The organism is Methylomagnum ishizawai (genome assembly GCF_019670005.1).
Taxonomy (GTDB): Bacteria; Pseudomonadota; Gammaproteobacteria; order Methylococcales; family Methylococcaceae; genus Methylomagnum; species Methylomagnum ishizawai.
Genome location: NZ_AP019783.1, coordinates 1,631,029 through 1,657,998, shown reverse-complemented (window position 1 = coordinate 1,657,998; position 26,970 = coordinate 1,631,029). Strand labels below are relative to the sequence as shown.

The 26,970-nt window shown below is 65.9% G+C and carries 24 protein-coding genes; 19 read left to right on the top strand and 5 right to left on the bottom strand.

Going from position 1 to position 26,970, the window contains the following annotated elements:
* The first annotated feature begins 157 nt into the window (after positions 1-157).
* The 4 genes from K5658_RS07645 to K5658_RS07630 are packed head-to-tail and all read left to right on the top strand — an operon-like array spanning position 158 to position 3,794.
* On the top strand, positions 158-1,513 hold the full coding sequence (locus K5658_RS07645; protein WP_221066352.1) for a calcium-binding protein: 1,356 nt from the start codon (positions 158-160) through the stop codon (positions 1,511-1,513).
* A gap of 22 nt (positions 1,514-1,535) precedes the next feature.
* Entirely contained in the window at positions 1,536-2,588 is a 1,053-nt protein-coding gene (locus K5658_RS07640) for a TIGR03032 family protein (RefSeq protein ID WP_221066350.1), read from the top strand.
* 32 nt (positions 2,589-2,620) lie between these two features.
* A complete protein-coding gene (locus tag K5658_RS07635) occupies positions 2,621-2,977 on the top strand; it encodes a nuclear transport factor 2 family protein (protein WP_221066349.1) in 357 nt (118 codons plus the stop codon).
* Complete coding sequence (locus tag K5658_RS07630; protein ID WP_221066347.1) at positions 2,967-3,794, top strand: ferritin-like domain-containing protein; 828 nt, start codon at positions 2,967-2,969, stop codon at positions 3,792-3,794. The genes K5658_RS07635 and K5658_RS07630 overlap by 11 nt, the downstream gene beginning before the upstream one ends.
* Positions 3,795-3,814: 20 nt before the next feature.
* Here K5658_RS07630 and ispG read toward each other — a convergent pair whose 3' ends face one another.
* A complete protein-coding gene (gene ispG / locus K5658_RS07625) occupies positions 3,815-5,044 on the bottom strand; it encodes a flavodoxin-dependent (E)-4-hydroxy-3-methylbut-2-enyl-diphosphate synthase (RefSeq protein WP_085212566.1) in 1,230 nt (409 codons plus the stop codon).
* A gap of 158 nt (positions 5,045-5,202) precedes the next feature.
* On the opposite strand from ispG, the gene K5658_RS07620 reads away from it, so the two are divergent.
* From K5658_RS07620 to K5658_RS07605, 4 genes are all read left to right on the top strand, one after another.
* Entirely contained in the window at positions 5,203-5,931 is a 729-nt protein-coding gene (locus tag K5658_RS07620) for a metallophosphoesterase (RefSeq protein ID WP_221066346.1), read from the top strand.
* Positions 5,932-6,211: 280 nt separating this feature from the next.
* Positions 6,212-8,341 carry a DUF3604 domain-containing protein gene (locus K5658_RS07615; protein WP_221066345.1) on the top strand — a complete coding sequence of 710 codons (2,130 nt, stop codon included), beginning with the start codon at positions 6,212-6,214 and terminating at the stop codon, positions 8,339-8,341.
* The gene (locus K5658_RS07610) at positions 8,302-9,300 is read left to right on the top strand and encodes a peptidylprolyl isomerase (protein ID WP_221066344.1); all 999 of its coding nucleotides are present in this window, start codon (positions 8,302-8,304) and stop codon (positions 9,298-9,300) included. Before K5658_RS07615 ends, K5658_RS07610 begins: the two co-directional genes overlap by 40 nt.
* On the top strand, positions 9,297-10,334 hold the full coding sequence (locus tag K5658_RS07605; RefSeq protein WP_221066343.1) for a HupE/UreJ family protein: 1,038 nt from the start codon (positions 9,297-9,299) through the stop codon (positions 10,332-10,334). Before K5658_RS07610 ends, K5658_RS07605 begins: the two co-directional genes overlap by 4 nt.
* A 180-nt stretch (positions 10,335-10,514) precedes the next feature.
* Here the strand turns inward: K5658_RS07605 and K5658_RS07600 are convergent, their stop codons facing one another.
* Complete coding sequence (locus tag K5658_RS07600) at positions 10,515-11,285, bottom strand: DUF2272 domain-containing protein (protein WP_246628593.1); 771 nt, start codon at positions 11,283-11,285, stop codon at positions 10,515-10,517.
* A gap of 71 nt (positions 11,286-11,356) precedes the next feature.
* Positions 11,357-13,141: a hypothetical protein gene (locus tag K5658_RS07595; protein WP_221066342.1), complete on the bottom strand. Its 1,785-nt coding sequence runs from the start codon at positions 13,139-13,141 to the stop codon at positions 11,357-11,359.
* 729 nt (positions 13,142-13,870) lie between these two features.
* On the opposite strand from K5658_RS07595, the gene K5658_RS07590 reads away from it, so the two are divergent.
* From K5658_RS07590 to K5658_RS07540, 11 genes are all read left to right on the top strand, one after another.
* Complete coding sequence (locus K5658_RS07590) at positions 13,871-14,221, top strand: hypothetical protein (RefSeq protein WP_246628592.1); 351 nt, start codon at positions 13,871-13,873, stop codon at positions 14,219-14,221.
* 87 nt (positions 14,222-14,308) lie between these two features.
* Positions 14,309-16,882: a heavy metal translocating P-type ATPase gene (locus tag K5658_RS07585; RefSeq protein ID WP_221066340.1), complete on the top strand. Its 2,574-nt coding sequence runs from the start codon at positions 14,309-14,311 to the stop codon at positions 16,880-16,882.
* An 86-nt stretch (positions 16,883-16,968) separates the two neighbouring features.
* Entirely contained in the window at positions 16,969-17,406 is a 438-nt protein-coding gene (locus K5658_RS07580) for a hypothetical protein (protein ID WP_221066339.1), read from the top strand.
* A 40-nt stretch (positions 17,407-17,446) separates the two neighbouring features.
* Positions 17,447-17,656 carry a hypothetical protein gene (locus tag K5658_RS07575; protein ID WP_221066338.1) on the top strand — a complete coding sequence of 70 codons (210 nt, stop codon included), beginning with the start codon at positions 17,447-17,449 and terminating at the stop codon, positions 17,654-17,656.
* A gap of 65 nt (positions 17,657-17,721) precedes the next feature.
* Positions 17,722-18,255, top strand: coding sequence for a hypothetical protein (locus K5658_RS07570; RefSeq protein WP_221066337.1), 534 nt, complete (start codon positions 17,722-17,724; stop codon positions 18,253-18,255).
* 32 nt (positions 18,256-18,287) lie between these two features.
* On the top strand, positions 18,288-18,491 hold the full coding sequence (locus K5658_RS07565) for a hypothetical protein (protein ID WP_221066336.1): 204 nt from the start codon (positions 18,288-18,290) through the stop codon (positions 18,489-18,491).
* On the top strand, positions 18,488-20,872 hold the full coding sequence (locus K5658_RS07560) for a heavy metal translocating P-type ATPase (protein ID WP_221066335.1): 2,385 nt from the start codon (positions 18,488-18,490) through the stop codon (positions 20,870-20,872). The genes K5658_RS07565 and K5658_RS07560 overlap by 4 nt, the downstream gene beginning before the upstream one ends.
* A gap of 60 nt (positions 20,873-20,932) precedes the next feature.
* The gene (locus tag K5658_RS07555) at positions 20,933-21,604 is read left to right on the top strand and encodes a hypothetical protein (protein WP_221066334.1); all 672 of its coding nucleotides are present in this window, start codon (positions 20,933-20,935) and stop codon (positions 21,602-21,604) included.
* 2 nt (positions 21,605-21,606) lie between these two features.
* Positions 21,607-22,425: an EcsC family protein gene (locus K5658_RS07550; protein ID WP_221066332.1), complete on the top strand. Its 819-nt coding sequence runs from the start codon at positions 21,607-21,609 to the stop codon at positions 22,423-22,425.
* Between the two features lie 158 nt (positions 22,426-22,583).
* Positions 22,584-23,681 carry a calcium/proton exchanger gene (cax, locus tag K5658_RS07545; RefSeq protein ID WP_221066331.1) on the top strand — a complete coding sequence of 366 codons (1,098 nt, stop codon included), beginning with the start codon at positions 22,584-22,586 and terminating at the stop codon, positions 23,679-23,681.
* A gap of 12 nt (positions 23,682-23,693) precedes the next feature.
* Complete coding sequence (locus tag K5658_RS07540) at positions 23,694-24,440, top strand: hypothetical protein (RefSeq protein WP_221066329.1); 747 nt, start codon at positions 23,694-23,696, stop codon at positions 24,438-24,440.
* Positions 24,441-24,537: 97 nt separating this feature from the next.
* Here the strand turns inward: K5658_RS07540 and K5658_RS07535 are convergent, their stop codons facing one another.
* Positions 24,538-25,263, bottom strand: a complete 726-nt coding sequence (locus K5658_RS07535) for a DUF4410 domain-containing protein (RefSeq protein WP_221066328.1) — start codon at positions 25,261-25,263, stop codon at positions 24,538-24,540.
* 44 nt (positions 25,264-25,307) lie between these two features.
* Positions 25,308-26,885: a reprolysin-like metallopeptidase gene (locus K5658_RS07530; protein WP_221066327.1), complete on the bottom strand. Its 1,578-nt coding sequence runs from the start codon at positions 26,883-26,885 to the stop codon at positions 25,308-25,310.
* Between the last annotated feature and the right edge of the window lie 85 nt (positions 26,886-26,970).

The window sequence follows — 26,970 nt, the reverse complement described above, 5'->3', positions numbered from 1 at the left end:
CGGCGGCACACGCCACAACCCTATCCCGGCGGCGGTATCGCGCCCAACCCCGCCGCCTGTCGGGAACCGTCCCCCGCCCCCCGCGGCTCCGGGTTTATAATCGCCCCAGCCCCCGGACACCGATCCCGGAATCCCGCCACCCACCCGCGATACGCCCATGGCAACCTACGACTTCGGCGCATTGGCCGACCAGCAAACCCTCGCTTTCGTCCCGGCCCAGGATATCCTGTGGTTCGGCGACCCCGCCTGGGGCGCGGCGGAGGTGGGCCTCGTCCCCGCGGGCCACGACCTGTGGCTATCCGGCCCCGACAAGGCCATCGCGCTCTCCAGAACCCAACTGGCGAACCTCGCATCCACCCACTTCGGCTTCGCCGACGGCAGCCGCTTAAGGGTCGGCGACGACACCCCCGGCACCGCCCTGGACAACGCCGCCAACCTGCTGACCGGCACCGGCCAAGGAGATTACCTGGAAGGACTGGGCGGCAACGACACCCTGCAAGGCTTGGACGGCAACGACCGCCTGATCGGCGACCGGGGCCAGGACCGCCTGGACGGCGGCGCGGGCGCGGACCTGATGCGGGGCGGTGCGGGCAACGACACCTACACCGTGGACAACCCCGGCGATACGGTGCTGGAGGACACCGCCGAGGGCACCGACACCGTGCAAAGCTGGATCGATTACGCCCTGGCCTCGGAGGTCGAACGCCTGGCGCTCCTAGGCAATAGCGCTCTCGCGGGCCACGGCAACACCCTGGATAACCACTTGGCCGGCAACGCGGGCGACAACGCGCTTTGGGGCGGGGACGGCGACGATACCCTGCTGGGCGGCGGTGGGTCGGACCGCTTGTATGGCGAGGCGGGCGGCGATTTCCTGTACGGCGGGAGCGGCAACGACACGCTGTACGGCGGGGATGGCTGGAACGAACTCCACAGCGGCGGCGGACGCGACGCGTTGTACGGCGGAACCGACAGCGACCTGATGGACGGCGGCGCGGGCATCGACACGATGGCGGGCGGCGGCGGCAACGATCTCTACAAGGTGGACAATCCCCGCGACCAAATCGACGAAGCCCCCGGCGGTGGCGACGATATGGCGGTCAGCACCGTGCCCTATATCTTGCCGCCCAACGTCGAATACCTGCTGCTTCCAGGAGGCGACCGCCCCGGCACCACCCCGCTGCAAACCCAGGCGGCGGGTTCGGATACCTTGATCTTCAACGGCCACGGCCTGAACCTGGACCTGGGCGCGGCCATCGCCGAGTACGGCTTGGGCCGGCTCGATGCCATCGACCTCGGCAGCGCGGCGGACAATACCTTGAGCCTGGACCGGCAAGCCGTATGGGCCCTCGCCCCGGCAAGCGGCATCCTCCGCATCGACGGCGCGGCGGGCGACACCCTCCATTTCAGCGATGGCGGCTGGGTCGCGGGCGGCACCGTGACCCTGCTCGGCACCGCCTACCACAGCTTCGCGAACGGCCCGGCCCAGGTGTGGGTCAACGCCGATTGGCTTTAACCCTCCCCACCGGAATCGACGCATGGAATCCCCTCGAACCCCGTCCTTGGAAATCTCCGCTTCCCGCCAACTCACCGCCTGGATGGCGGAAACCGGGATCGGCTTCGCCTTCACCACCTATCAAATCGGCAAGCTGTTCTTCGTGGGACTGAAACCCGACGGCGGCCTATCCCTGTTCGAACGCAGTTTCAACCGCTGCATGGGCCTGTGCGCCCAGGGGAATAGCCTCTACCTCGGCAGCCTGTTCCAAATCTGGCGCTTCGAGAACCTGCTGGAACCCGGCCAGGCCCAGGACGGCTACGACCGGCTTTACCTGCCGCAGGTCGGCTATACCACGGGCGATGTCGATGCCCACGACCTCGGGGTGGACCGCGACGGGCGCTTGATCTTCGTCAACACCTTGTTCAGTTGCCTCGCGACGCTGAGCGAGGCCCATAGCTTCGTGCCGGTCTGGAAACCGCCCTTCATCAGCAAGCTGGCGGCGGAAGACCGCTGCCACCTCAACGGGCTGGCGATGCTCGATGGACTACCCGCCTTCGTCACCGCCGTCAGCCGCAGCGATGCCGCCGACGGTTGGCGCGACCGCCGCCGCGATGGCGGGGTGGTGATCGAGGTCGGCAGCGGCGAAACCGTGCTTTCCGGGCTGTCCATGCCGCATTCGCCGCGCTGGCATGACGGTAGGCTGTGGCTGCTGAATTCCGGGACCGGCGAATTCGGCTTTGTCGATACCGCCGCCGGGCGCTTCGAGCCGGTGTGTTTCTGTCCCGGCTATCTGCGCGGCCTGAGTTTCCATGGGTCTTACGCCCTGGTCGGCCTGTCCAAGCCGCGCCATAACAAGACCTTCGCCGGGCTAGACCTGGACCAACGCTTACGCGACCGCGATGTGGAACCGCGTTGCGGGGTGCAAGTGATCGACCTTAGAAGCGGCGATCTGGTGCATAGCCTGCGGCTGGACGGCATGGTCGAGGAACTCTATGACGTGGTGGCGCTGCCCGGCGTGCGGCGTCCGATGGCCTTGGGCTTCAAGACCGACGAAATCCGCCGCGTCTTGAATGTCGGGCCGTTTTCCGGCTGAATGCCCTTTTTCCCCATCCCGAGACCCAGACCATGGACCCCGATTTCGCCCGACACTTCGCCGCCGAATGGCTGGCGGCCTGGAACAACCACGACCTGCCGCGCGTCCTGGCGCATTACGCCGACGACTTCGAGATGGCTTCGCCCATGATCCAAAAGCTGGCCGAGGAACCTTCCGGCGTGCTGCGCGGCAAGGCGGCGGTGGGCGCGTACTGGGCCAAGGCGCTGGCGCTGATTCCCGACCTGCGTTTCGAGCCCATCGCCACCTTGGTCGGCGTGGACAGCCTCGCCCTGCATTATCGCGGGGCGGGCGGGCGTCTGGTGATCGAAGTGCTGCGCTTCGGCCCGGACCGCAAAGTCATCCAGGCCAGCGCCCATTATGCCGACTGAATCCTTCCACGCCCTGGCGGAAGCCTGCCTCTATTCCCCCTCCATCGCCGCCAAGCTCGCCGCCACCGACCGGGCGGCGGCGGCGCTCGCATCCGGCCATCTGGACTTCGCCGCGCCGGAACCGCCCCGCCCGGCCACCGCGGTCCGGTTTCCCGAGCGGCCCCGTCTGGTCGATCCCCGCGATTTGCCGCGCCGGGGCCTCCACACCGACGCCGGACGCCTCGCCTTCCTGCACGCCCTGGCCCATATCGAGTTCACCGCCATCCATCTGGCCTTCGATATCGGCTACCGCTTCCGCGACATGCCCGACGCATTCCGCCTGGATTGGCTGCGGGTCGCCATCGAGGAAGCCAAGCATTTCCGCGCCCTGGACCGAAGGCTCCAGGATTTCGGCGGCACCTATGGCGATTGCCCGGCGCACCGGGGGTTGTGGGACTTGGCCGAAACCACCGCCGACGATGTGCTGGCGCGGCTGGCCCTGGTGCCGCGCTTCATGGAAGCGCGGGGCTTGGATGTCTCGCCCGGCATGATCGCGAAGCTCCGGCGACTGGGCGATGCCGAGAGCGTCGCGATTCTGGAGATGATCCTGCGCGAGGAAATCGGCCATGTGGCTTTCGGCACCCGCTGGTTCCGGGAGGTCTGCGCGGCGCGGGGTTTGGAGCCGGAGGCGGCTTATTTCGAGCTGGTGCGGACCCACGTAAAAGGCGCGGTGCGGGGACCGTTCAACCGGGAAGCACGGCTCGCGGCGGGGTTCGGGGAGGGGGAATTGGCGTGGTTGGAGGCTTTGGAAGCGGGATCATCGGCCCGCACGGCCTAGCGCCGCCGGGCCGCTCAAGCTTACTGGGCCTGCGCCCCGGAGCCATAATGGCTCTCGACATACCTTTCGACCAGCGCCTGGAATTCCTCCGCGATGCGCTCGCCCTTCAGGGTCACGGTCTTGACGCCATCCTCGTACACCGGGGCCACCGGGTCTTCGCCGGTGCCGGGCAGGCTGATGCCGATATGGGAATGCTTGCTTTCCCCAGGGCCGTTCACCACGCACCCCATCACCGCCACCTGCATCTCGGCGACGCCGGGATATTGCTTCTTCCACACCGGCATCTGGTGGCGCAGATAGCTTTGGATGTCCTGGGCCAATTGCTGGAAATAGGTACTGGTGGTGCGCCCGCAACCGGGGCAGGCCGTGACCATCGGCGTGAACGAGCGCAGCCCCATGGTTTGCAGGATTTCCTGGGCCACGATGACTTCGCGGGTGCGGTCGTTGTCTTGGGGTTCCGGGGTGAGCGAGACGCGGATGGTGTCGCCGATGCCTTGCTGCAACAGCACGCCCAGCGCGGCGGTCGAGGCCACGATGCCCTTGGTGCCCATGCCGGCCTCGGTCAGGCCCAGGTGCAGGGCATAGTCGCAACGGGCGGAAAGGCTCTGGTAGACCGCGATCAAATCCTGCACCCGGCTCAGCTTGCAGGACACCACGATGCGGCTGCGCGGCAAGCCCTGTTCCTCGGCCTTGGCGGCGCTTTCCAGCGCGGAGGCGATCACGGCTTCCTTCATCACGGCTTCCAAGGGTTCCGGGTCGGCCCGCTGGGCGTTCTTGTCCAGCAGCCGCGCCAAGACCGATTGATCCAGGCTGCCCCAGTTCACGCCGATCCGCACCGGCTTGTCGTAGCGGCAGGCGAATTCGATCATCTGGGCGAATTGCGGGTCGCGCTTGGCGCCGCGTCCGACATTGCCGGGATTGATGCGGTATTTGGCCAGCGCCTCGGCGCAGGCGGGGTATTTTTCCAGCAGCTTGTGGCCGTTGAAATGGAAATCGCCGATCAAGGGCACCTTGCAGCCCTGCCGGTCCAGCCGCTCGCGGATATGCGGCACGGCGGCGGCGGCTTCCTCGTTGTTCACGGTGACGCGGACCAATTCCGAGCCGGTGCGGGCGAGGTCCACGACCTGGGCGACGGTGCCGTCGATATCGGCGGTGTCGGTATTGGTCATCGATTGCACGACGATAGGCGCGCCGCCGCCGATTTGGACATCGCCTATTCTTACGCCAACGGTGTTTTTACGAACGATCATGCTGAGAAACCTAGCTAGGGGGATGCGGGAAGCCGCCATTTTAACGCCAACGGCGGGTGGGAAGGGTTTGGTCCGGTTGACGCCGGTAATTTCCGAGTTCCTTACTCGGGTGTCAAGCCTCCACCCCGGCCCGCGCCGGGCAATCCGGGTGTAAAGCCATGCGTATCCAATATTTTTCCGATATCCACCTGGAATTCGGCCCGCTCGACCCGCCCGACGGCGGGGCGGATGTGATCGTCGCGGCGGGGGATATCGGGCTGGGGCTGCAAGGCTTGGACTGGCTCAAGACCCTGCCCAGGCCGGTGGTCTATGTGGCGGGCAACCACGAGTTCTACACCCACGAACACGCCGCGACGGTGACGGCCCTGCGCCTGGCGGCGACGGGCAGCAACGTGCGTTTCCTGGAACGGGAATCCTGGCTGTACGGGGATATCCGTTTCCTGGGCTGCACCCTGTGGAGCGATTTGGGCGGGCAGGAGCGCGACGACCTGGAGGAATTGGTGCGGCGGGTCAACGATTTCCGCAAAATCCGCCGCGGCCCGGACCGGCTGGACCCGGACGCCTACAAAAAGCTCTACGCCGCCTCCCGCCGCTGGCTGCTGGAACAACTGGCCCTGCCCTTCCCCGGCCAGACAGTGGTCGTCACCCACCACGCGCCCAGCCCCTGGAGCTGGCGCGACAACCCCGGCGATGTCAAACGCCATGCTTATTACAGCGACCTCAAGGAAGTACTGCACAACCACGAGATCGCCGCGTGGTTCCACGGCCATACCCATGCGGTGTCGGATTACCTGTGCGCGGGTGCCCGCATCCTGTGCAATCCACGCGGCTACGCGCCGGACCGGCTGGTGGCCGAATTCGATCCCGCCCGCGTGGTCGAGGTTTGAACCGGTACCGACGTGCCCGCCCCCCCGGCGCGGCAAAACAGCCGCCCGGTCCGGGAACCATTGCTTTTACCACCATATGCTTTAATGTTCCCTCCTGAAACAGCGTCCCTCCCCCACCGCGCGTTCGGACGGAAGGGCATCGGGATCGATCACATCATGGACGGGAAAACCATGCGCCGCCCGTCGGTCGGCGCACAGGAACGCCGGACGCCAAGCCACGGCGGTCGCGGATTCCACGACCGCCGTTCCCAACAACAATAACTTTGCTAGGAGATCCCCAATGTCCGTGCGTTACCACTCGCAATGGGCGGCGCGAACCGCCCCTCCGGCCTGGTCCGCCGCGCTGGCGGCCAGCTTATTGTTCGGCCTGCCCGATGCCTCCGCCTTCGAGCGGACCGAACAGCGCGAGCCCTGCAAGAACTACGATGCCCTGCGCCAGCCGTTCTTCGGCGAAACCCATCTGCACACGGCGCTGTCCTTCGACGCCAGCATCCGCTTCGTCCCACCCATGCCCCATGACGCCTATCGCTTCGCCAAGGGCGGCAGCGTCAGAGGGGTCGGTCCCAATGGTTTCAAAAACCGCACCTATTACCAGGACCGTCCCTTGGACTTCGCCGCCGTCACCGACCATTCCGAACACTTCGGCGAGATGGGCGTGTGCAACAGCGCCGACATGAATGGCCGCTATTCCTTCGAATGCCAATTGCTGCGCGGCTTCTGGTGGCAACCGGGCCTGTTCCCCGGTTCCGCCCAACGCTCCATGGCGACCAGCGCCTTCAATCTGCTGACCCTGCCCAACGACGGCCCCAGCACCTTCAACACCCATTTGCCGATGTGCGTGGACGGCGAGGCCAATTGCTTCGAGGGCGAGCGCCGGGTGTGGGATCAAATCCAGGCCGCCGCCGAGGCCTATTACGACCGTAGTTCGGAATGCAGTTTCACCACCTTCATCGCCTACGAGATGACCTCGACCCCCCTGGGCGAGAACTGGCACCGCAACGTGATCTTCCGCAACGATAAGGTGGTCTCCCGCCCCATCACCGCCATCGACCTGGCCCGGAAGCCCAACCCCGACCCCAACACCACCGCGCCCCGGCAAATCGTCAAGGGCGGGCCGGATATCGAAAAGCTGTGGGACGGGCTGCGCGACCAATGCCTCGACGCGGGCACCGGCTGCGATGTCATCACCATCCCGCACAACTCCAACCTCGCGGGCGGCACCGGCCCCATCCCGCCGATGTTCTACGATCCCCCCAACCGCGCCTTCGCGGAAAAACGCCAGTTCTTCGAGCCTTTGGTCGAAATCTACCAGGACAAGGGGGCCAGCGAATGCCGTTGGGACCCGCGCTATGCCCAGGGCGTGCAGACCAGCGACGAAAGCTGCAATTTCGAGCTATTGGATTCGCCCAGCATCCTCGCGGCTTCGGGGGTCACGGCCGGTGGCGGCGGCGCGGGTTCGCCACCGCCCTCCGCCTTCAACGAGCGCATGTATATCCGCAACGTGCTGAAGGACGGCCTGTCGCTGGAGGACGATAAGAAGATCGGGGTGAACCCGTTCAAGCTGGGCCTCATCGCCGCCACCGATTCCCACAATGGCAACCCGTCCTATAACGTCGAGGACCAGCGCTTCGGCGGGCACCTGGGCATCGAGGACGCGATCCCGGTCGGCGATTCGTCCACCATCCAGAACGGTTCCGGCGGCGTGGCGGTGGCCTGGGCCGAGGAGAACTCCCGCGACGCCATCTTCGAGGCGTTCAAGCGCAAGGAAACCTATGGCACCAGCGGCACCCGGCCCGTCGTGCGCTTCTTCGGCGGCTGGAACTTCCAGCCCAGCGATTGCTCGGGCAATCTCGTCGCCAAGGGCTACGACCAGGGCGTGCCCATGGGCGGCGACCTGCCCAAGCAGCGCAAGCTCGCGCCCGGCCAAGCGCCCAGCTTCATCGCGGCGGCCTGGATGGACGACTATATCGGCACGCCCCTGCAACAGGTGCAGATCATCAAGGGCTGGGTCGAAAACGGCCAGACCTTGGAAAAGGTCTACACCGTGGCCGGCAACGCCGACAACGGGGCTACGGTGGACAAGCAATGCAACCGGGTGGGCGAGGGCTACCCCTCGCTGTGCGCGGTCTGGAAAGACCCGGATTTCGACGCCAAGCAACGGGCCTTCTATTACGTCCGGGTGTTGGAAAACCCGGTCTGCCGCTACAGCACCTTGATCTGCCAGAAGAACTACGACCTCAACCCGCTGGACCCGGCCCATTGCTCCAGCAACCTCGCCACCCTGCCCACCCAACAGCAGACCGAGGCGGCGAAATGCTGTAGCAACGAAACCACGACCCCCTACGTGCAACCGGTCATACAGGAACGGGCATGGACTTCCCCCATCTGGTATTCCCCTTCCCGGCTTTGAAGCTGCTCAAATCCCCGGCGCTGCATTACGCGGCGCTGGGCGGACTGTGGTACGCGGCGGTGTCCCTGTGGGGGGCGCCGCCCGCGGCCCCGCCCTTGCTCATCCCGGCTTCCCGCGTGGAATCGGCCTTGCAGGAATACGAGCGGCTCAGTGGCCGCCCGCTCTCGCCCGAGGAAAGCCGGATCGTCACCAAGGCCGTGGTGGACCAGGAAGTGCTGTACGCCTACGCCAAGATGCTGGGCCTGGACAAGGACCCGGTGGTGGAACAACGGCTGGCGCAGATCGCCACCTTCGTTTCGGAAAACCCGCACGAGGCCAAATCGGTGGAAGAACGCGCCGACGAGGCGGTATCGCTGGGCATCGGCGAGGGCGATCTGGTGGTGCGGCGGATCATGATCGACGGGGCGCGGCGCTTGATCCGGGCCGGCATCCTGGTCCGCGAACCGCCGGACCCGCTGCTGGAACAATACCTGCGCGACCATCCCGAGCAATTCCAACGCCCGGCGCGGACCCGCCTCAGCCAAATCTTGATCGACGCCCACAAGCCGCGGGCGGAACAAGACGCCCGCGACCTGTTGCACCGGCTGCGCCGGGACGCGGTGCCACCCGACCAGGCCAGCCATTACGGCGATGCCGGGCTGGTGAAACCCGAACTGCCCGACCTGCCGGAGCGGGAATTGGAACGCCTGTTCGGGTACCGCTTCACCACCGAATTGGCGAAACTGCCGGTGGGCGAATGGAGCGGGCCGGTGGCTTCGCGCTACGGGATGCACCTGGTGTTCGTGCGGGAACGGGTGATGGAACATACGCCGCCGCTGGCCGAAGTCCGCAAGGAGGTCCGCACCGAGGTCCGCGCCAAGCTGGCGGATGAATGGCTAGCCGTGCGGTTGGAACAACTCAAGGGCGAGTTTTCGATCCAGATCGCCGATGGCGACAAGACGGAGGAATCCAAGCTATGACCCAGCCCGGAATTCGCACCGCCCACCCGGCCCGCTGGCTGTTCGCCCTGTGGGCGCTGCTGGCCTGGGGCGCGGCCTGGAGCCATGCCTTCGCCCCCGCCCTGCTCGAAATCCGCGAAACCGGCCCCGGCCATGCCCTGGTGCGCTGGAAACAACCGGCCATCCGGGCGCTGGGCAGCGGCTTGTTCCCCATCATGCCCGACAATTGCCACGAACGCGGCGAACACCATACCGACAGCGAAGGCACGGGCGTGGTGGAAAGCTGGGAACTGGAATGCGCGGGCGGCCTGACCGGCCATCGCCTGCGCTTGGAAGGACTGGCCGACAGCCAAGCCGACGCCCTGTTGCGGCTGGCCCTGGCCGATGGCCGTTCGGTGCGCCATGTGCTGACGGCGGACCATCCCGAATTCCAGGTGCCCGAACGCGAGGGGGCGCTGGATGTGATGGCGGGCTATGGCCGCATCGGATTCGAGCATATCCTGGGCGGCATCGATCATCTGTTGTTCGTGCTGGGGCTGGTCTTGCTGGTGCGGGGCGGGAAACGGCTGCTGTGGACCGTGACCGCGTTCACTGTGGGCCATAGCGTGACCCTGGCCCTGGCGGTTTTGGGCTTCGTGCATGTGCCGCAACAGCCCATCGAGGCCGGGATCGCCTTCAGCATCTATGTGCTGGCGGTGGAATTGGCCCCGCGTTCCGAGCGCAAACCCAGCCTGATGGACCGTTTCCCCTGGCTGATCGCCGGGCTGTTCGGGCTGCTGCATGGGCTGGGTTTCGCCGGTGCCTTGGCCGAGGTGGGTTTGCCGGAGGGCGAGATTCCACTGGCCTTGTTCGCCTTCAATATCGGCATCGAAGCGGGCCAACTGGCCTTCGTCGGCGTGGTGTTGCTGGTGCTGGCGGGAGTGCGGGCCTTGCCGGTCCCCTGGCCGGGATTGGTGGCCCATGTGCCGGGCTACGCCCTGGGCACGGTGGCGGCGTTTTGGTTTTTCCAGCGGCTCGCGGCCAGTTTGCCGGGTTTGGGTTGGCCCGGCCTGTGAGCGCCGTAGATGGAATTAGCGCGGCGTAATCGCACGGATTGCATGTCTCCGATTACGCTGCGCCAATCGGAGACATGCGGGCTGAAACCCAGGCTTTGAAGCTTGAGGCAAAGCATCACCGCACCTCGCCTCTACCCAGCCACCCAGGTTTCAGCCTGTCATATACCACACTACGCCTCCCTACAACCGATTCTCCAACACCATGAACCAAGGCCGCCGCTGCGAAGGCCGCACCAAGCCCTCCGGGTCCAGCTTAAGCAGGGTTTTCGATACCGAATTGCGGACATTCCCCCCGATGGCGGCCAAGGTATCGCCGCCGCGCTCCACCACGATATCGCAATGCAGCTTGGTGTGTTCCAATAACACCGAGCGGAACCCCTGCCCCGGTCCCGGCATCTCGCCGGGACCGCCCCGCGTCGCGCAGATCAAATCCCCAGGCCGGGGCGAATACTCGTCGATCTCCCTGGGCGCGAAGGCGGCGTAGGGATCGCCCGCCTCGGCCACGATCCGGCTCAGATAGCCCCAATGCGCCTCGGACGGCTCGAACTGGTACGACGCCACCCCCGCCTCCCGCATGATCCAACTGACGAAGGCGGCGGACCAGGGCTGGCGGCAATCCCTGCCGTCCAGGTGGGGCTTGTCCACCGCCCGCCAATACCCATTCACCCGGTAGATATAGGCGTCGGCGTCGTCCTCCCATTTGCCCACATGGGGGATGCTCTCCTCCTCGCCGTCCAACACCACCGTCTGCCGCCCGAAAAACTCCCATTCCCGCCGGGCCAGTTCGATGATGTCCCGCTTGACCTGGGACATTTCCGCCTCGGCGGGCTTGTGGGCGGCGGCACGGGAAGGCTGGGCGGGAACGGGGGCGGGTCCGGGCTTTTTCTTGTGGCCGGCGCAGCCCGCCAGGGCCACGCAGAGCGATAAAACCAGCGTTTTGGAATGCATCATGGGTCCGGGATGGATCGGAAAGGGAAAAAAACAGGGCCGGCCCCAGGCCGGGGCCGGCGGGCGGGCCGGGTTCAGCGGGCGGGCCTGCGGGTGTCGTGGAACCAGGGGCGGTATTGCTCCATCCTGGCCCGTTGCTCGGCGGGGGCATGGCGGCTGCAAGTGGCGTATTCCAGGGTGCCGGGCCGGGCACCCCAACGGGCCTCGGCGCAATCGTTGGGGTTGTAGCCGGTCTCGAAGGCGGCGCGGCGGGCCATGGCCTCGGCCACGGTCAATTCCCAGGAACTGCCGTCGCTGCGGATATAGCTGAACCGCCGTTCCTGGACCAACCGTCGGTGCAAACCCTCGATGGCGGCGCGGGCCGCTTCCGGCGCTTGCCCGCCCAGCGCGAACAACTCGGGATAGCGGACGATATGCTCCGGCAGGCGGTCCAGCACCTTCATGGCGATCAACAAGCGCATATCCCGCGACGGCGTCGAATAATCCTCCCACAAGCCCTGGGTCTCGAAGATGGCCGCGCCGGACGGCATCGGCACCACCGCGCCGCGATGTTTGCGCAGATAACCCTCGCCGTTCTCGACCGATTCGGCGCGGGTTTGCAATTGCTCGGCCAAGGCGTCCAGCATGGCCTCATAAGCCTGGCGCGGGGCCAAACCCCTGGGATTGATGAGTTGACCCATGCGGGCGTAGAAATCCTCCGGCGCGAGTTCGCCCTGGGCGGTGGAATACGCGGCCACCGGGCCACCCACCGCCAAATCGGCGTTGGACGGCAATTCCCAACGGCCCGCCCCGCCGCGCAGCACGGGCCGGAACGCCTTGAACCCCGGCCCGGCGGACCCGGTGTCGGCGAACAGGAACGTCCCTTCCCAAAACCGCTTGCGGCTGACCGAATTATCCGGCTGGGCATCGACCGCCAGCAGCAAACCGCTCCGCCCCGCCGTCTGCGGCATCCAACGCACCAACATGAGGGTATGCCCATAGGGATCGGCGTAGACCGCGCCGGGCCACAGCGCTTCCCGCTCCAAGGGCAAGGGATAGAAATCGGTGGCCTCGGCGGATAGCGCGGTGCGGGCACTGCCGGAATGCACGGTGTCGGCGATTTTCCGCATCAGGCCGTTGAAGGCGGCGGTGGACGCCGGCCCCTGGGTGAAGGCCGCGCTGAGGTTGGGCGCGCCGCAATGCGGCGGACGCCCGGCCCCGCCCCGGTCGCAGGCGCGGAACGCCACCGGCAAGCCCACCTTCCAGGCGAAATAGGCCCGCAGGAAATAAGGCAGGTCGGCGCAATCGGGCGTGGCGGGCAGGCGGGCATCCTCGTTCCTGCCGAAATGGTCATAAAGGAAATTGCGCCCCGGATCGCGGATCACCGGCTCCAAGGAAGGAAAGCTCAGGTTGGCTTCGGGCGGGGCGTCGAACAGCTTTTCGATCCAGGCGGCATAAAAGGCTTCGGCGGCGGTGTTCCATTCGCCGGGTTCGGGATTGCCGGAGCCTTCCGCGGCGGAACCCACCGCCACGATCCGGCAGGCGATGGACTCGCCGCCGCGCTGGATGTCCATCCGGTAGGCTCCGCCGCGGGGCGGATCGAGTTCGGCCTCCAGGCTCCAGGGCGGACCGCCCCGCGCCGCGCTGTCCAAGGCGATGGCCTCGCCGCCCGGTCCGGTGGCGGACAGGGCTTCCGCCGGGCCGTCGGTCAACACGGCCATGAGTTTGACCGGCTCGCCGGGCACCGGATGGGCGGGCGAAGTCCACAACAGCGCCGCCGGGTTTTCCGGACAAGCCGTATCGGCCGCCCCGGCGGCGCTCAAAGGCAGGGCCGCGGCCAGGAAGAATAGGCGGGCGGCGCGGATTGGGAAGCGAGGCATGATTTTAGGCATGGATGTGGCTAGGGAAAGGGGGTTCCAGGCTGGTTTCCCGAGTATAACCGCCAAAAACGACACGGCATGGTTTACTCTGGAAAAACAGGCTATTCCATTTCAAGCCCATTGCGAACACCACTGAAAAACCCAGAACCCACTATCCTCCTGGGTTGGATACAAAGCCGGGCTTCCGAACCCATCGCCTCTATATGATCCCGTGAACCACAAGACCGCTTGCCTAGGGCGCGTAGCGGGTTATGTAACATAGTAAAATTTAGATAGCACTCCCCACCCTTCAAATAAGAAGCAAACCTCCCTAGATTAGTTATTTAATAGACACCCCAAGCACTTTATCGCACTCATAGAGCACAACCCCCCACCCAAAAACCGGAACCCCCCTCAAAAAAGCCATACCACACCCCCCTCGCGCCCATTCTTCCACAACCATCCTGTCATGCCTGCATGGCACATGACTTGTTTTTCATCTTCAAAGCTTTTATCGTTTTTAAAAGCCCCGCGACCCAGGGCAAGATTTTCAAGAAACTGTGGGGATTCCAAGCAAGAGAATTTGCTACGATGGCGTGTATGTGCCCAACAGGGATAGGTTCGGGGCTAAAAAAACTCCCCAAGGGATATTCTTGCCGAAATCGGACGAGGCTTTTAGCATCTTGCCCGCAGAGACATCACAATCCATCCAGCCCCTTGCAACCCAAAGCCCAATCGAGGACTAAAACCATGTCAGCCAACTCCACCATCGACGAACAAACCGCAGCCCATCCCGATCCCTTCGAATCCGTGGCCGACGCCATGCGCGACGCCATCCATTCGGCCAGCGAGGACGCCACCAAAGCCAAGGAGAAGCTCAAGAACGCGGGACCGGATGTGATGCGTTCCGCCTCGCGTTTCGCCTACACCAGCGCCTACATGGTTTCCTACGGCGTGGTCTATGCCACCGTGTTCCTGGCCAAATCGCTGCCGCAGGACAATCCCGTCATGGAAGGCTTCGCCGACGGTGGCCGCGCCGCCATCGACGCGGTCAACGAAGCCAAAGGCATCAAGACCGGCGACAGCACCCTTTCGGCCTAAATACTTGCCCGCCGCTTCGCCGTGCCACCGGCCACGGCGAACCCCCCGGTCCGCCCTTTTCCCCAACCATCGAACGGCACTCCACTCATGACCGAGCGTTCCATCTCCCCCGCGCCCCTGGATATCAAAATTTCACTACCCACCTCCGGCGCAATCCGTATCCATAGCACCGCGCTGTTCGCCGACCCCGAAAGCCCCGATTGCCGCCGCTTCCTAGGCCGCGCCTTCCGCGCCTCGGAACTCATCGGTGCCAAGCTCAACGGTGCCGAACATCCGGCGGCGGACCTGTATTTCGACCCGCGCCATCACAGCGCCCGCGAAGTGCTGGCCCTGGTCGCCGCATCCCTGACCACCCAGGAGCCGGTGCCCGCCGATTACAAATTCCAGGGCGATGGCCGTCCCGGCACCGAATTGGCCGCGGTCGCCCCGGCGATGACCGCCCGCGACCGCCATGGCGTCGTGCATTACCACCGCTATGGCAACCACGTCACCGGTTGGCAGATCACCCATGACAAGGTCGGCTCGCTCAAGCTCAAGAATCCGGTGCTGTACCGCAAGAACGTGTACTGCCAGGCCATCGAGCGCGAACTGATGAGCATCCTGGGCGTGGACCGCTATAAAACCCACGCCCTCAAATGCAGCGTGCAGATCGAATACGACCCGCGCCGCCTGACCCGCAACCAGCTCATCGAAATCCTCGACGAAGCCCTCGCCAACGCCGAGCGCCAGGAGGAACTGGACAAGCTCGACCTCGACCTCACCATCTGCACCGGCTCCCTGGTCCTGGCGGGGGCGACCACCCTGGCGGCCCCGGCCCTGTTGCCCGCCGCCGCGGCGCTGTTCGCCTACACCACCATCCCCAGCTTCCAGGGCGCCTACGAAGTCCTTTTCAAGGAAAAACGGCTGGGCGTGGACGTGCTGGACGCCATCGTGGTGCTGGGCTGCCTGGGCACGCTGCAAATCCTCCCCGGCGCGGTGCTGGCGTGGTGCCTGTCGTTCGGGCGCATGCTGGTCAAGAAGACCGAGGACAATTCCAAGAAGATGCTGCTGAGCGCCTTCGGCAAACAGCCGCGCTTCGTCTGGCTGTACAAGGATGGCGTCGAGATCGAAGTCTCCCTCGACAAGATCCAGCAGGGCGACCTGGTGGTCGTGCATACCGGCGACGCCGTGCCGGTGGACGGCCATATCGTCGAAGGCATGGCGATGATCGACCAGCACGCCCTGACCGGCGAATCCACCCCGGCGGAAAAAGGCGTGGGCGACCGCGTGTTCGCCTCCACCATCCTGGTGGCGGGCAAGATTTTCGTCTCGGTGGAAAAGGCCGGCAGCGAAACCGCCTCCGCCAAGATCAGCCAAATCCTCAACGACACGGCGGGCTACAAGCTCACCTCCCAGAACAAGGGCGAACGCCTCGCCGACACCGCCGTGGTGCCGACCCTGGCCCTGGGCTCCTTGGCCTACGCCGTCATGGGACCGTTCGGCGCGGTGGCGGTGCTCAATAGCGACCTCGGCACCGGCATCCGCATGGCCGCGCCGCTCGCCATGCTCTCCACCCTGGCCTTGTGCGCCCAGAAGGGCATCCTGGTCAAGGATGGCCGCGCCCTGGAACTGATGAACGAAGTGGACACCGTGCTGTTCGACAAGACCGGCACCCTGACCCGCGAGCGCCCGGAAGTGGGCCGCATCACCACCGCCAACGGCCACACCGCCAAGGATATCCTGCGTTACGCGGCGGCGGCGGAACGCAAATTCCACCACCCCATCGCCCTCGCCATCCTGCACAAGGCCGAGGAGGAAAGCATCGACCTGCCGCCCACCGACGAGACCCAATACAAGGTCGGCTATGGCATCAGCGTCGGCATCGAAGGCCACACCATCCGCGTCGGCAGCCGCCGCTACATGGAAATGGAAGGCCTCGCCATCCCCCCCGAAGTCGAAGCGGTGCTGGACGAAGTCCACCGCAACGGCGACACCATGGTCATGGTCGGCGTGGACGACCAACTCGGCGGCGCGCTGGAATTACAGGCGGCGATCCGCCCCGAAGTGCGCGACATCGTGAAGGGTCTCAGGGAACGCGGTGTCAAGCACCTCGCCATCATCTCCGGCGACCACGAAGCCCCCACCAAGAAGCTGGCCGAAGAACTGGGCATGGACCGCTATTTCGCCCAAGTCCTGCCCGCCGACAAGGCCGATTACGTGGAGAAACTGCAACAGGAAGGCAAGAAGGTCTGCTTCGTCGGCGACGGCATCAACGATTCCATCGCCCTCAAAAAGGCCAACGTCTCCATCTCCCTGCGCGGCGCGACCTCCATCGCCACCGACACCGCCCACATCGTGTTCATGGAACAAGGACTCGGCAAGCTCTGCGAACTCCGCGACATCGCCCGCGAACTGGACAAGAACATCGCCCGCAGCTGGGGCATGATCGTCGCCCCCAACGTCGCCTGCATACTCGGCGTGTTCACCTTGGGCTTCGGCATCGGCGCTTCGGTCCTGACCAACAATGTCGCGGCGCTCGGGGCGCTGGCCAACGGCGTCTGGCCCATGCGTAAGGTCGCCCATCTGGAAGCCGAGCGGCGGCACCAGCTGGAACTGGAACTCAAACGGGCCGGCTACGATCCCGAAGCCAAGCCGGCAGTGGAAGTCGTGGCGGCGGCCTGATGCCTAGCCAAGCGGCCACCGGGGCATTAAAGTCCCGGTGGCCGGTCCGGCCCGATTCCCCATACACCGCCTAGAGAGAAACCGCCATGCAAACCCAACGCCCGCATACACCCCGCTACCATGTCTTCCTGCTCGACCTGGGCTGGCAGACCGAGAACGCCAGGGTGATCCATGAGAACCTGGGGGTCATCAACGCCTGTTTGGGCGGCTGTCCCTTGTTCGTCCTGAACCGCGAGCAATCGCTGGCGGTTTTGCAGCGCGACCCGCATTTGATCGGCTCCGACCCCTGCCTGATCGTCCACGACACCCATGTGCTGGGCCACAACGGCGGCGACGGCTACCACGGCTTCCGGCTCAGCCTGGGCCGGGCCAAGGACGGCCAGGAAGCCCTGCGGCTATTCCAGGACTTCCTGCGCTTCGTGGCCGAACACTCGGGCAGCCCCGATATCCAGAAGGACCTGAGCAAGAAGCTGCACCGCGAAGGCCTGGCCCAGACCATCGAATTGCTGCGCCATTCGATTTGACGGACACCCCCATCCTTCCACCCACACCGGGGAGAACAAGATGAACGAACAATTCAGCAATATCATCGCGGGACTCACCGCCACCCTGGCGATCGCCTGGTTCGGCTTCGAGATTTCGCGCAAACGCAAGCGCCTCCGGGAAACCTACGACGTGCTGGACAAGGACGACCGCCATATCTGCATCGCCCTGGAGCAAATGGTCGAGGACGGCAAACTCAAGCCTTGGACGCCGGGTTCCAGCCTGCCCTGAGCCGAAGGCCCGGACCGCCGGGCCGCATCCCTCCGATCCCAGCCCATCGCCAACGAGGTGTAGCCATGTCCGATACCGCCCCCAGCCCAGAACGCGCAGGCCACCGCCCGGCCATGGTGGAACCCCAGGAACCCGCGCCCTTCCAGGCAAACCATCCGCCCAAGGCCCGGTTCCATTTCTTCCTGATCGATTCCGGCTGGGATTGCGCCGCCGCCAAGGTGATCCGCGACAACCTGGACATGATCCTGCAATTCCAGAACGACGACCCCTTGTTCGTGCTGACGCGGGAGCAATCCACCGACCTGATCCGCCGCAACCCGCATTTCATCGGCAAGGATCCGATCCTGCTGGCCCGCGACCTCAACGCGGTGAACCAAGCGGGCCGTCCCGAATACCACGGCTTCCACCTGAACCTCGGCGTCATCAAGCACCCCAGCAAGGCGCTGGCCGCCCTCCAGGAATTCCTGGCCTTCCTCGCCATCCACCGGCAAAGCCCCAACATCGAGGTCGATATCCGCGAGAAGCTGCACCGCGACGGCATCAAAGGAGCCATCGAGGTCATCAGGACCGGCACCGAAATCATGATCCAACCCAACTAAAACATTCACACCATCCGCCCGGAAAGCACACCATGGAGCAAGCATCCAATACCGTCACCCTGATCCTCGGCCTGGCCCTCATCGCGGCGGTCGGGTTCGAAATCCATAGGAAGCGCGAGAAGCTGCGCGAACTCTACAACGTCCTCGAAGCCGACGACGCCAAGGTCGTGGCGGAACTGGACCGTCTGGTCGATATCGGCCAGCTCAAGCCCTGGACCGGGGGGAGCCTCGCATGAACGGCAGCGTCCTGAAACCCAAAATCAGCCTGGGCGCGGATTCGATCCGTATCGAGGATGGCCGGATTTTCGCGGGCACCGACCCGCAATTGCTCCGTTGCTTCGCCCGCCGGGTGTTGGGCCTGGCGGAACTGCGTTCGCTGGCCTTGTTGCCCGGCGAAGACGCCGCCCTGATCCGCTTCGAGGTGGACGCGGCCCATAAAAAAGCCTTCCTGGCCCGTTTGTCCGCCGCCGTCGGAGGCCAGGGCCAAGCCATCGCCGACAGCGCCCTCCCGGCTTGGCGCGTGAGCGAGGCCGTGACCTTCCACCGCCATGGCGACCTGATCTCGACCTGGGAAATCCTGGGCGATAGCCGGGGCAAGCTGCAACTGCGCCATCCCGGCATCCTGCAAGACCCGGCCTTCGGGCTGGCGGCGGAGCAGGCCCTGCGTGGCCTGCCCGGCGTCAAGGACGCCAGCGCCATCCGCAGTTCCGGCAAGCTCTGGGTGAGCTACGACGGGCGCGTCGTCACGCCCGCCGCCCTCCTCCGCGCCGTCGAACGGCCCGCCGCCCATGGCTCAGCTCCCATGGCCGTGGCGCAAGCCAAACCGGTGGATTTGACCGTCGCCAACGCCTCGGTCGGACTCGCCACCGTGGGCGAACTGGTGTTGCCGCTGGCCACGCCGGTCTGCGCCGGGCTATTGGTCGTCACCAATTTCGGCATGTTGCGCGAAGCCGGCCAGCAATTGCGCCGGGGCAAATTCGGCACCCCGGTCTGGACCACCGCCCTCCTGGCCTGCTCCATCGTCAGCGGCCAGGTCCTGGCCTACGCCCTGACCGACTGGTCGTTCCGCTACTGGTCGCGGCGCTGGCGCAAGGATGTCGCCACCCACAGCCAAGCCCTGGCGCGGGAAACCGTCCCGGCCCCGGAACAGGCCCGCTTCCTGTCCGCCGAGGGCATCGAGGTCATGACCCCGGTGGAGCAACTCACGCCCGGCCACGCCATCGGCGCGGCGGAAGGCGACCTTATCCCGGTCGATGGCCGGGTGATCGAGGGATCGGCCCTGGTCCACGAAACCCATTTGTCCGGCGCGGCCACCTCGGTGCGCAAAATCCCTGGGGATGCCGTCTATGCCGGCAGCACCGTGGTCGCGGGCCGCGTCCAAATCGAAGTGGAGCGCACCGGCCAGGAAACCCGCGCCGCCCAGATCGCCCAATCCATGGCCCGCACCGTCGCGGCCATCCCCGCGGACCCGGCCCTGAACCAACGTTCCATCGCCCTGGTGGACCGCACCGTGCCCCCGACCTTGGCGGCGGCGGGCGTCGGCCTCGTGGTCGGCGATTTGTTCACCGTCGGCGCGATCCTGCACCAGGATTGGCTGAGCGGGGCCGAACTCGCCGTGCCCCTGGAAACTTCCCGCGATATCAAACTGGCGGCGGGACGCGGCGCCCTGATCCTCAACCCCAGCGCCCTGCAACGCTTCCATGAAAGCAAGTTCGTGGTGCTGGAGGATCAACCGGCCCTGCGCCTACGCGCCCTGGACCTCGGTGCCATGCGCTCCCGCATCCCCGAAACCGACGCCTTGTTGCAGCACGTGGCGGGGGCGGGGCTGTACCTGGGCGACGAGCGCTCGGCGGCCTTGGCGCGGGCGTGCGCGGAACGCGGCCTCGTGGTGCGCCAACCCGAATTGCAGGCCATGGACGCCGATTCCGTGACCGTGCGCGATGGCAAGCACCGCATCGTCCTGCGCGGGGCCAAACCCGTGGGCGACACCACCGCGCATTTGGAAGTCGAGATCGACGGCACGGTGGTGGCCGAATTGGAATTCCGCCGCGCCGCCCGGATGCAAGCCGCCGAAGCGGTGGCCCGCCTGCGCCGCCTGGGTTTCCAAGTCTTCCTGGTTTCCGACCAACCGGAAGCCGAAACCGCCGCCCTCGCCCAGCAACTCGGGGTGGAACTCCACAGCGGCGATTTGTCGGTGGAACGCAAAATCCTGTTCCTGGAAGGCTTGCGGCGCCGGGACGTGCGCCCAGTCTGGATAGGAAACTCCCGCACCAGCCCGGCCCTGCGCGAACACGCCCACGTCACCGTCGCGCTGGCCGGTGGGGCCGATTTGGCGGATGATGTGGCGGTCGATATCGTGCTGCTCGGCGAATCGCTGGAACCCTTGGCGGATATCGCGGCACTCTCGGCGGAAAACCGCGAGCGTATCGTCAAAACCTGCCGCACCGCGATGATCCCCAACCTGCTCTGCATCGTCGGGGCCTTCGCGGGGCTCTTGAACGGCATCACGGCGGGCATCCTGGCCAATATCGCCGTATACAACGTCTACCGTTCCGCCAAGGCTTCGTTGCGGTCCAGCGCCGCCAGCCGCACCCAGCCCGCACGGTTGACGGTCTAGCGCCTAGCGGGCGGGGAACGCCTCCCCGCCCGCCGCAATTCATATAAAGAGATTCAGGGTATGAACGCCAACACGACCAGTCCCCCCAAAAAAAGACGCCGGAAAGCCCAGCCCGGCGCGGACATCGCCCTAGCGCCCGCCCCCAAGGAACCGGCGGCACCCGACACCCACAGCGACACACCGGCCCCAGGGTCCACCCTGGAAGCGGCCCGCAGCGCCACGGCGGCGGTCGAAACCGCAACCACAGCGGCCATCGCCACGCCGCCCCCGGAATCCCCCGCGGATATCCCCCCCACGGCCACCGACACGGCCACGCCGCTCCCCGAACTTAACCCCGAAGCGGTGCCGGTCACGGAGGCAACCCAAGCCGGCGACGCGCGCTCCGCACCGGAAGCGGCACCCGCCACCCTGCCCTGCCTCGTCAAAATCGCCCCGGAAACCGGCGGCGGCAACGCCAACGACGCGGATGTCGTGGACCGCGTCGAGCATCTCGCCAAGGATGTGGCCTGGGTGCTGATCGTGGCCGGGGTGATCGGTGTCGTGGTGCCGGGCGTCATCGGCACGCCCTTCCTGATCGCGGGGGCCGCCGCCCTCTGGCCCGGCAACCGCAAACGGCTGGAAAAATGGCGGCAAGGCCATTCGCCCAAATTCGCACGGGGCGGCATGAAGCAAATCAACCGTTTCCTGGACGATCTGGAGCGGCGTTATCCACACGACGGGAGCAAACGCTGAGCATGGCCGCGCAGAGCCTCACCGCGATTGACGGCACCCCGCATGTGCTGAACGAGTACGAATTGCGGCAGGTCTGCGCCATCGCGGCCTGGAAAGGCGAAAAGCCCGGCATGACCAAGCGCCTGGCCAACCAAGTCGCGGGTTCGCTGGGCAAGCTGAGCGGCAAGCTCATCCCCGACGCCCCGGTCCAGGCGGCGATGAACGCCCTCAACAAGGCCGCCGGGCAAATCGCCCGCGACGACAGCATTTTCAAGGATAAGCGCCTACGCTTGGCGGATATGCACAGCCTGGATGATATCGCCGCCCAGCCGCTGGAATTCTGCGACGCCCTGGCCGACCGGATCATCGCCGACGCCAGCCGCATCGCCCTCGGCATGGGCGCGGCCACCGGGGCGGGCGGGCCGGTCTCGACGGCGGTGGGTATCCCCGCCTTGCTGTTCGGTGCCCTCAGGGTGATCCACGAGGTTTCGCAAGCCTATGGCTACGCGGCCCATAGCGAAGCCGACCGGCACACCATGATCGGCATCCTGGCGCTATCCTTGGCCGCGACCCCGGAACAAAAGTCCCGCGCCCTGGAATGCCACCGCCGCCAGATCGAAACCTCGCTCATCAACCAGGCAATGGAAGAATCGGCCAACAAGGCCTTGCAACGGGCGGTGCTGGGGGCGGAACTGGGCGCGTTGATCCCCGGTTTCAATATCGCCTTCAACGCCTATTTGAACCGGCAGTTCGTCGACCGCGCCGGGGTGGCGGCCAAGCGGGTGTTCCAGGAGCGCTGGCTGCGCGAGCGCGGCAAAGTGACCTGGATCGCGCCGATCTAGAACGCGCCCGCATAAATCGTTTTACGGACTTCGGGCCGCATACCCGAATTAGCGGAATCACTGCGGCGGATGGCCCGGCCATCCCACCGCCACACACAATAGGCGCGGGCCATCCCGGCCACGAACCCTCCCTCTGGACAAAGTACACAAGGCAAACAATGGGAACCCTGCCCCGCGAACTCGGCAGCAAAACCGTATGGTGGATTCTGATCCTGGTGCCCGCCAGTTTCCTGGCGGAGCGGCTGGCACTCGATCCGATGGCTGTATTCCTGATCTCGGGGCTGGCGATCATCCCCATCGCCGCCCTCATCGCCGAGTCGACCGAAACCATCGCGGGCGAGGTCGGCCCCACCCTGGGCGGCCTGCTCAACGCCACCTTCGGCAACGCCACCGAGATGATCATCTCGGTGGTGGCGCTGTCCCAAGGTCTGGGCGATGTGGTGAAGGCCAGCATCACCGGCACCATCGCGGCCAACCTGCTGCTGGCACTGGGGGCCGGGATGTTCCTGGGCGGGCTGAAACACCGCGAGCAACGCTTCCCCTCGCGGGTCGCCCGCATCAACGCCTCCTCCCTGAACCTGGCCCTGGTGGTGCTGCTGACCCCGACCGCGATCCACTACACCTCCTCCGGCATGGACCCCAAGCTGCTCGACCACTTCTCCCTGGTCGCCGCCGGACTATTGCTGATGTTCTATATGCTGTCCCTGGTGTTCTCGATGCAGAACCACCGCCAGCTCTACGAATTGGACGAAGCCTCGCTGCATTCGGACGAGGACGAGGACGCCGCCAAAGGGCAGGTCGCCCTGTGGAAACCCATCCTCATCCTGCTGACGGGAAGTTGCCTCCTGGTGTTCGTCTCGGAATTGCTGGTCGATAGCCTCAAGCTGGCGATCACCAGCATGGGCCTGACCGAGTTGTTCATCGGCGTGATCCTGATCCCCTTGTTCGGCGGCATGGTGGAATATATCACCGTCGCCAATTTCGCCATGAAGAACAAGATGGACCTCGCGGTGGCGGTGGCGGTGGGTTCGAGCCTGCAAATCGCCATGTTCGTCGCGCCGGTGCTGGTCATCGCCGGCTTCCTGATGGGCAAGCCCATGAACCTGGAATTCCATTCCTTCGAGCTGGTGGCGGCGGTCATCGCGGTGGGCATCGCCAATTCCATCAGCGCCGATGGCCGCTCGAACTGGCTGGAAGGTTCCCTGCTGCTCACCACCTATGGGATATTGGGCACCGCTTTCTATTTCCACCCCTGACACGGAGCCACGATGCCCACGCTACCCAACGCTTTCCCGCTGTTCCGGCAAGCCCTGGACACCCGACTGCCGGGCAGCCTGCCCCTGGACGACTATCTCCAGCAGGGTGCCGTCCGCCTCGCCGACTACGGCTTCGAGGACGCCAATACCCTGGGGATGGTCGCGGTGTGCCGGGACGAAATCGCCTCGGCCTTCGTGACCGGGGTCACCCGCCACTGGGGCAAGACCTTCGGCTGCCGCAGCCTGGGCGGCTTCCTGCTGCTGGGGCGTAGCGGCATCCTGACCGGCGTCTCCCATGCCCCCCTGGTGGGCGGGCGGCGGCGCTTCGTGTTCTTCGCCCTGCCGCATATCGCCATTTCCGGGCAGGGCGAGATCGGGGCGGTCTACCGGGAGGGCTTGCACGAGGCTTCCCACGCCTGCGGCTCGCTGGCGGCGGTGCTGAAGGAACTGGCCTCGGGCCGCATCGATCCGCGCACCGACTTCGACGACCTCGAACAATGCTGCGTCCGCCAGAAGCTGCTCTCGGGCCTCCGCTATGGCGAACAACCCGACCTCCTGGCCACCACCCGGCTGGCCTGCCAAATCATCCGCGAGGACGGCGAACGCCTGCTGGGCGGGGTCGATCCCACGGTCTACGACTACGCCTTCATGACCGGCATCCTGGTTCACGGTCCCGACGACGGCGATTGGGTGTATCCGCAAAGCTGCCTCCTGGCGGGCGACGGCATCCCCGGCGGCAGGCAATCCATCGAACTCTGAGCCCCCGCGCGGACGGCCCCGCCGGGCGTTGCCACCCGGCGGGGCCGTCGTCGTTTCCTGGACGTTGGCGCGGAACCCCGATCCCGCCCCCCGCCCGCTACTTGGCCAAGCTGGGATCGATCCAGCCCTGCTCCGCGAAATACTTGCCCAAGGCCTTGGCGACCTCGTCGGCCATGCCCTTGGCCTGCTGCGCCGAGGAGGATTTGTAGTTCTTGACCGTGCCGATGGCCGCGTTGGTCGCCACCACCGCCGCCGTGCCGGCCCCGGCGGCGGCACCGACCGGACCCATGACCGCCGCGCCCGGCATCTTGCCGCTGTCGGCATGGGCGTCGAAGCCGATCAATTGCTGATAGCCCTGGTTGGTCGGGGCCATCACGCTGACATTGGCGTCGATGGAGGATTGCCCCGCGCCGAAGCCGATGACCGTCCGCTTCAAACGGCTGCCCTCGTCGATGTTGACGAATTGCCCCGTCACCAGGATCGACCCCGGATTCAGCGGCATATTCTGGTCGGCCCGGATCGCGTTCAAACCCCAGGACTGGAGTTTCACCGTCAGCTCGGTCGCCAGGGCGTCGGCCACTTCCCGGCCGATCTGCATTTCCTCGGCGGTGGGGTCGGTGTTCTGGAACTTGGACAGCAGGCCGGAACCGGCCTTGACCTCGGAGGGACTCACGGCGAAGTTGTAGATCAACACCTGCTGCGGCCTGGGCAGGCCGGAAGTGGCGATTTCGGTGGTGTTCTTGATCTTGGCGCCGGCGCAACCGGCCAGCCCCAGGACCGCGAAGGCCAGGACCAAGGATTTGAGCGGGGACAGGGAACGCATGGATGCCTCGTTTTGGTTATGGTGGTGGAGGGATGGTGTGCCCATCATGGGGAGGTCGACCGCGAGAAAGCCGCCACGGTCGGCGCGGTTTGGTTGAAGGTCAGGGCCACGTCCGCCGCCCCCGGCTGGTCGATGGGCACGCCGCAAGGCGAACCCGCGCAAACAGCCAGGTCGGGATTGGCGTAGACGCCGACCTCGGGATCGTAATAGCTCATGATGTCACCGAATCGACCGGGGACGCCATAGCCATACGAATAAGGGAATTTGCCGGGGGTGGTGGCGTGGGCGCGGTCGTGGGTGGCCCCCATGACGTGGCCGATCTCGTGGGCCAGGGCGTAGTCCGAACAGTAATAGCCGCCCGCCGCGCCATAGCCCACCACGGCGAACGCCTGGTCGGCGGTGAGCGGGGTGTCGCCGCCGCCATCGACCCAGGCGATGCCGCAGTTGCCGCCCTGGCTCTGCGGTTTGAAGGGCCGGACCAAGGCCACCACATCCGCCCCGTATTGGGCGCGCAGGCGCGGAATATTGCGGAAGCCCTTGCCGGCATAGGTCAGCCGGTCCAGGGCGGCGGCGTTGGGGGTACGGTCGGCGTACCCGACCTTCTGGGCCGCGGCCAAGCGGAACAAGGCGTTCACCTGGCTATCCGCCAAGGCTTGGTTCGCCAGCGCCATGAGCTGGTTCAAGCGGGTGGCGACCCCGGTGTTGCCCATCCCGGCGGTATAGAGCAGCAGCACGTCGATGAGGCTCTTGCCATCCTGGGTGGCGGTGGTATCGGCGGGCTGGGTCGAACCCCCACCATCCCGCACCTTGACCTTCGCCCCCGCGCCCACCGCGGATTGCGGCAACGGCCCGGTCGCGCCGATACCGCTGGACACCGGGCTTTCGTCGCCCTCGAAACCGCCGTTCTGCAAACCCGAGTCATCCATATCGACCAACCATTGGCCGCCGCCCTCGTCCGATTCCAGCTTGTACAGCCCGCCGGGGGTCAGGATTTGCCCGGCCAAGGCCCCATCGTCGCCCAAGGTCAACAGCGCCCGGTAGCGGCCTTGCGGACCGTCGAGATAGCCGACCCAGGTCAGGTCGCCGTTGCCGTGTTTCCAGGCGTTGTCGTGGACCAAGGCATAGCGGCCATCGGGCAGGTTGGCATAGAGGCGCTCGCCCTTCTTCATATTCCTGAGGCGCCGGGCGGGCACCTCGATGGGATAGACCGAACCCGGCGCGTAAATGCGGTACTGGGCCGGGACGGACCGGCCGGGACGGTAGGCGAACAACTCGTCCAGGGCCGGTGCGGCGGCGGGTACCCGCCCATCGCCGTTGCGCCCGGTGACATTGACCTCGGTCAGTTTGCCGCTGGCCGACCAGGTGCCGGCGTAGTTATAGCCGCGCAGCAGGTGGCGGATGATATCGGGCCAGGCGGTGCCTTCGGGTTGGGCCTGGACGCGGTCCTGGGCGATCTCCGGCGCGATACGGAAACGCACGCCGGAGGGAACCGAAATGTCTTGCAGCAGGACTTGGAGGGATTTGGGGGCGGCATTCCCGGCCTGGACCGGGACGGCGGCGGGGACCGGAACCCCGGCCAGGGCGGTCAACAGGCCGATAATCCAGGCGATTCGATGGCGCATGGCGGAGACTCCTGAATAGCGCGAATCCTGGGATTATAGCCTTGCGGCGGATGGTTTTGGGGGAAGGGGAATCCAGGGCCGCCGG

Excerpts from the sequence above, each read along its gene's own strand:
- K5658_RS07645 (WP_221066352.1), top strand. The coding sequence starts at position 158 with ATGGCAACCTACGACTTCGGCGCATTGGCCGACCAGCAAACCCTCGCT.
- K5658_RS07640 (WP_221066350.1), top strand. The coding sequence starts at position 1,536 with ATGGAATCCCCTCGAACCCCGTCCTTGGAAATCTCCGCTTCCCGCCAA.
- K5658_RS07635 (WP_221066349.1), top strand. The coding sequence starts at position 2,621 with ATGGACCCCGATTTCGCCCGACACTTCGCCGCCGAATGGCTGGCGGCC.
- K5658_RS07630 (WP_221066347.1), top strand. The coding sequence starts at position 2,967 with ATGCCGACTGAATCCTTCCACGCCCTGGCGGAAGCCTGCCTCTATTCC.
- ispG (WP_085212566.1), bottom strand. The coding sequence starts at position 5,044 with ATGATCGTTCGTAAAAACACCGTTGGCGTAAGAATAGGCGATGTCCAA.
- K5658_RS07620 (WP_221066346.1), top strand. The coding sequence starts at position 5,203 with ATGCGTATCCAATATTTTTCCGATATCCACCTGGAATTCGGCCCGCTC.
- K5658_RS07615 (WP_221066345.1), top strand. The coding sequence starts at position 6,212 with ATGTCCGTGCGTTACCACTCGCAATGGGCGGCGCGAACCGCCCCTCCG.
- K5658_RS07610 (WP_221066344.1), top strand. The coding sequence starts at position 8,302 with ATGGACTTCCCCCATCTGGTATTCCCCTTCCCGGCTTTGAAGCTGCTC.
- K5658_RS07605 (WP_221066343.1), top strand. The coding sequence starts at position 9,297 with ATGACCCAGCCCGGAATTCGCACCGCCCACCCGGCCCGCTGGCTGTTC.
- K5658_RS07600 (WP_246628593.1), bottom strand. The coding sequence starts at position 11,285 with ATGATGCATTCCAAAACGCTGGTTTTATCGCTCTGCGTGGCCCTGGCG.
- K5658_RS07595 (WP_221066342.1), bottom strand. The coding sequence starts at position 13,141 with ATGCCTCGCTTCCCAATCCGCGCCGCCCGCCTATTCTTCCTGGCCGCG.
- K5658_RS07590 (WP_246628592.1), top strand. The coding sequence starts at position 13,871 with ATGTCAGCCAACTCCACCATCGACGAACAAACCGCAGCCCATCCCGAT.
- K5658_RS07585 (WP_221066340.1), top strand. The coding sequence starts at position 14,309 with ATGACCGAGCGTTCCATCTCCCCCGCGCCCCTGGATATCAAAATTTCA.
- K5658_RS07580 (WP_221066339.1), top strand. The coding sequence starts at position 16,969 with ATGCAAACCCAACGCCCGCATACACCCCGCTACCATGTCTTCCTGCTC.
- K5658_RS07575 (WP_221066338.1), top strand. The coding sequence starts at position 17,447 with ATGAACGAACAATTCAGCAATATCATCGCGGGACTCACCGCCACCCTG.
- K5658_RS07570 (WP_221066337.1), top strand. The coding sequence starts at position 17,722 with ATGTCCGATACCGCCCCCAGCCCAGAACGCGCAGGCCACCGCCCGGCC.
- K5658_RS07565 (WP_221066336.1), top strand. The coding sequence starts at position 18,288 with ATGGAGCAAGCATCCAATACCGTCACCCTGATCCTCGGCCTGGCCCTC.
- K5658_RS07560 (WP_221066335.1), top strand. The coding sequence starts at position 18,488 with ATGAACGGCAGCGTCCTGAAACCCAAAATCAGCCTGGGCGCGGATTCG.
- K5658_RS07555 (WP_221066334.1), top strand. The coding sequence starts at position 20,933 with ATGAACGCCAACACGACCAGTCCCCCCAAAAAAAGACGCCGGAAAGCC.
- K5658_RS07550 (WP_221066332.1), top strand. The coding sequence starts at position 21,607 with ATGGCCGCGCAGAGCCTCACCGCGATTGACGGCACCCCGCATGTGCTG.
- cax (WP_221066331.1), top strand. The coding sequence starts at position 22,584 with ATGGGAACCCTGCCCCGCGAACTCGGCAGCAAAACCGTATGGTGGATT.
- K5658_RS07540 (WP_221066329.1), top strand. The coding sequence starts at position 23,694 with ATGCCCACGCTACCCAACGCTTTCCCGCTGTTCCGGCAAGCCCTGGAC.
- K5658_RS07535 (WP_221066328.1), bottom strand. The coding sequence starts at position 25,263 with ATGCGTTCCCTGTCCCCGCTCAAATCCTTGGTCCTGGCCTTCGCGGTC.
- K5658_RS07530 (WP_221066327.1), bottom strand. The coding sequence starts at position 26,885 with ATGCGCCATCGAATCGCCTGGATTATCGGCCTGTTGACCGCCCTGGCC.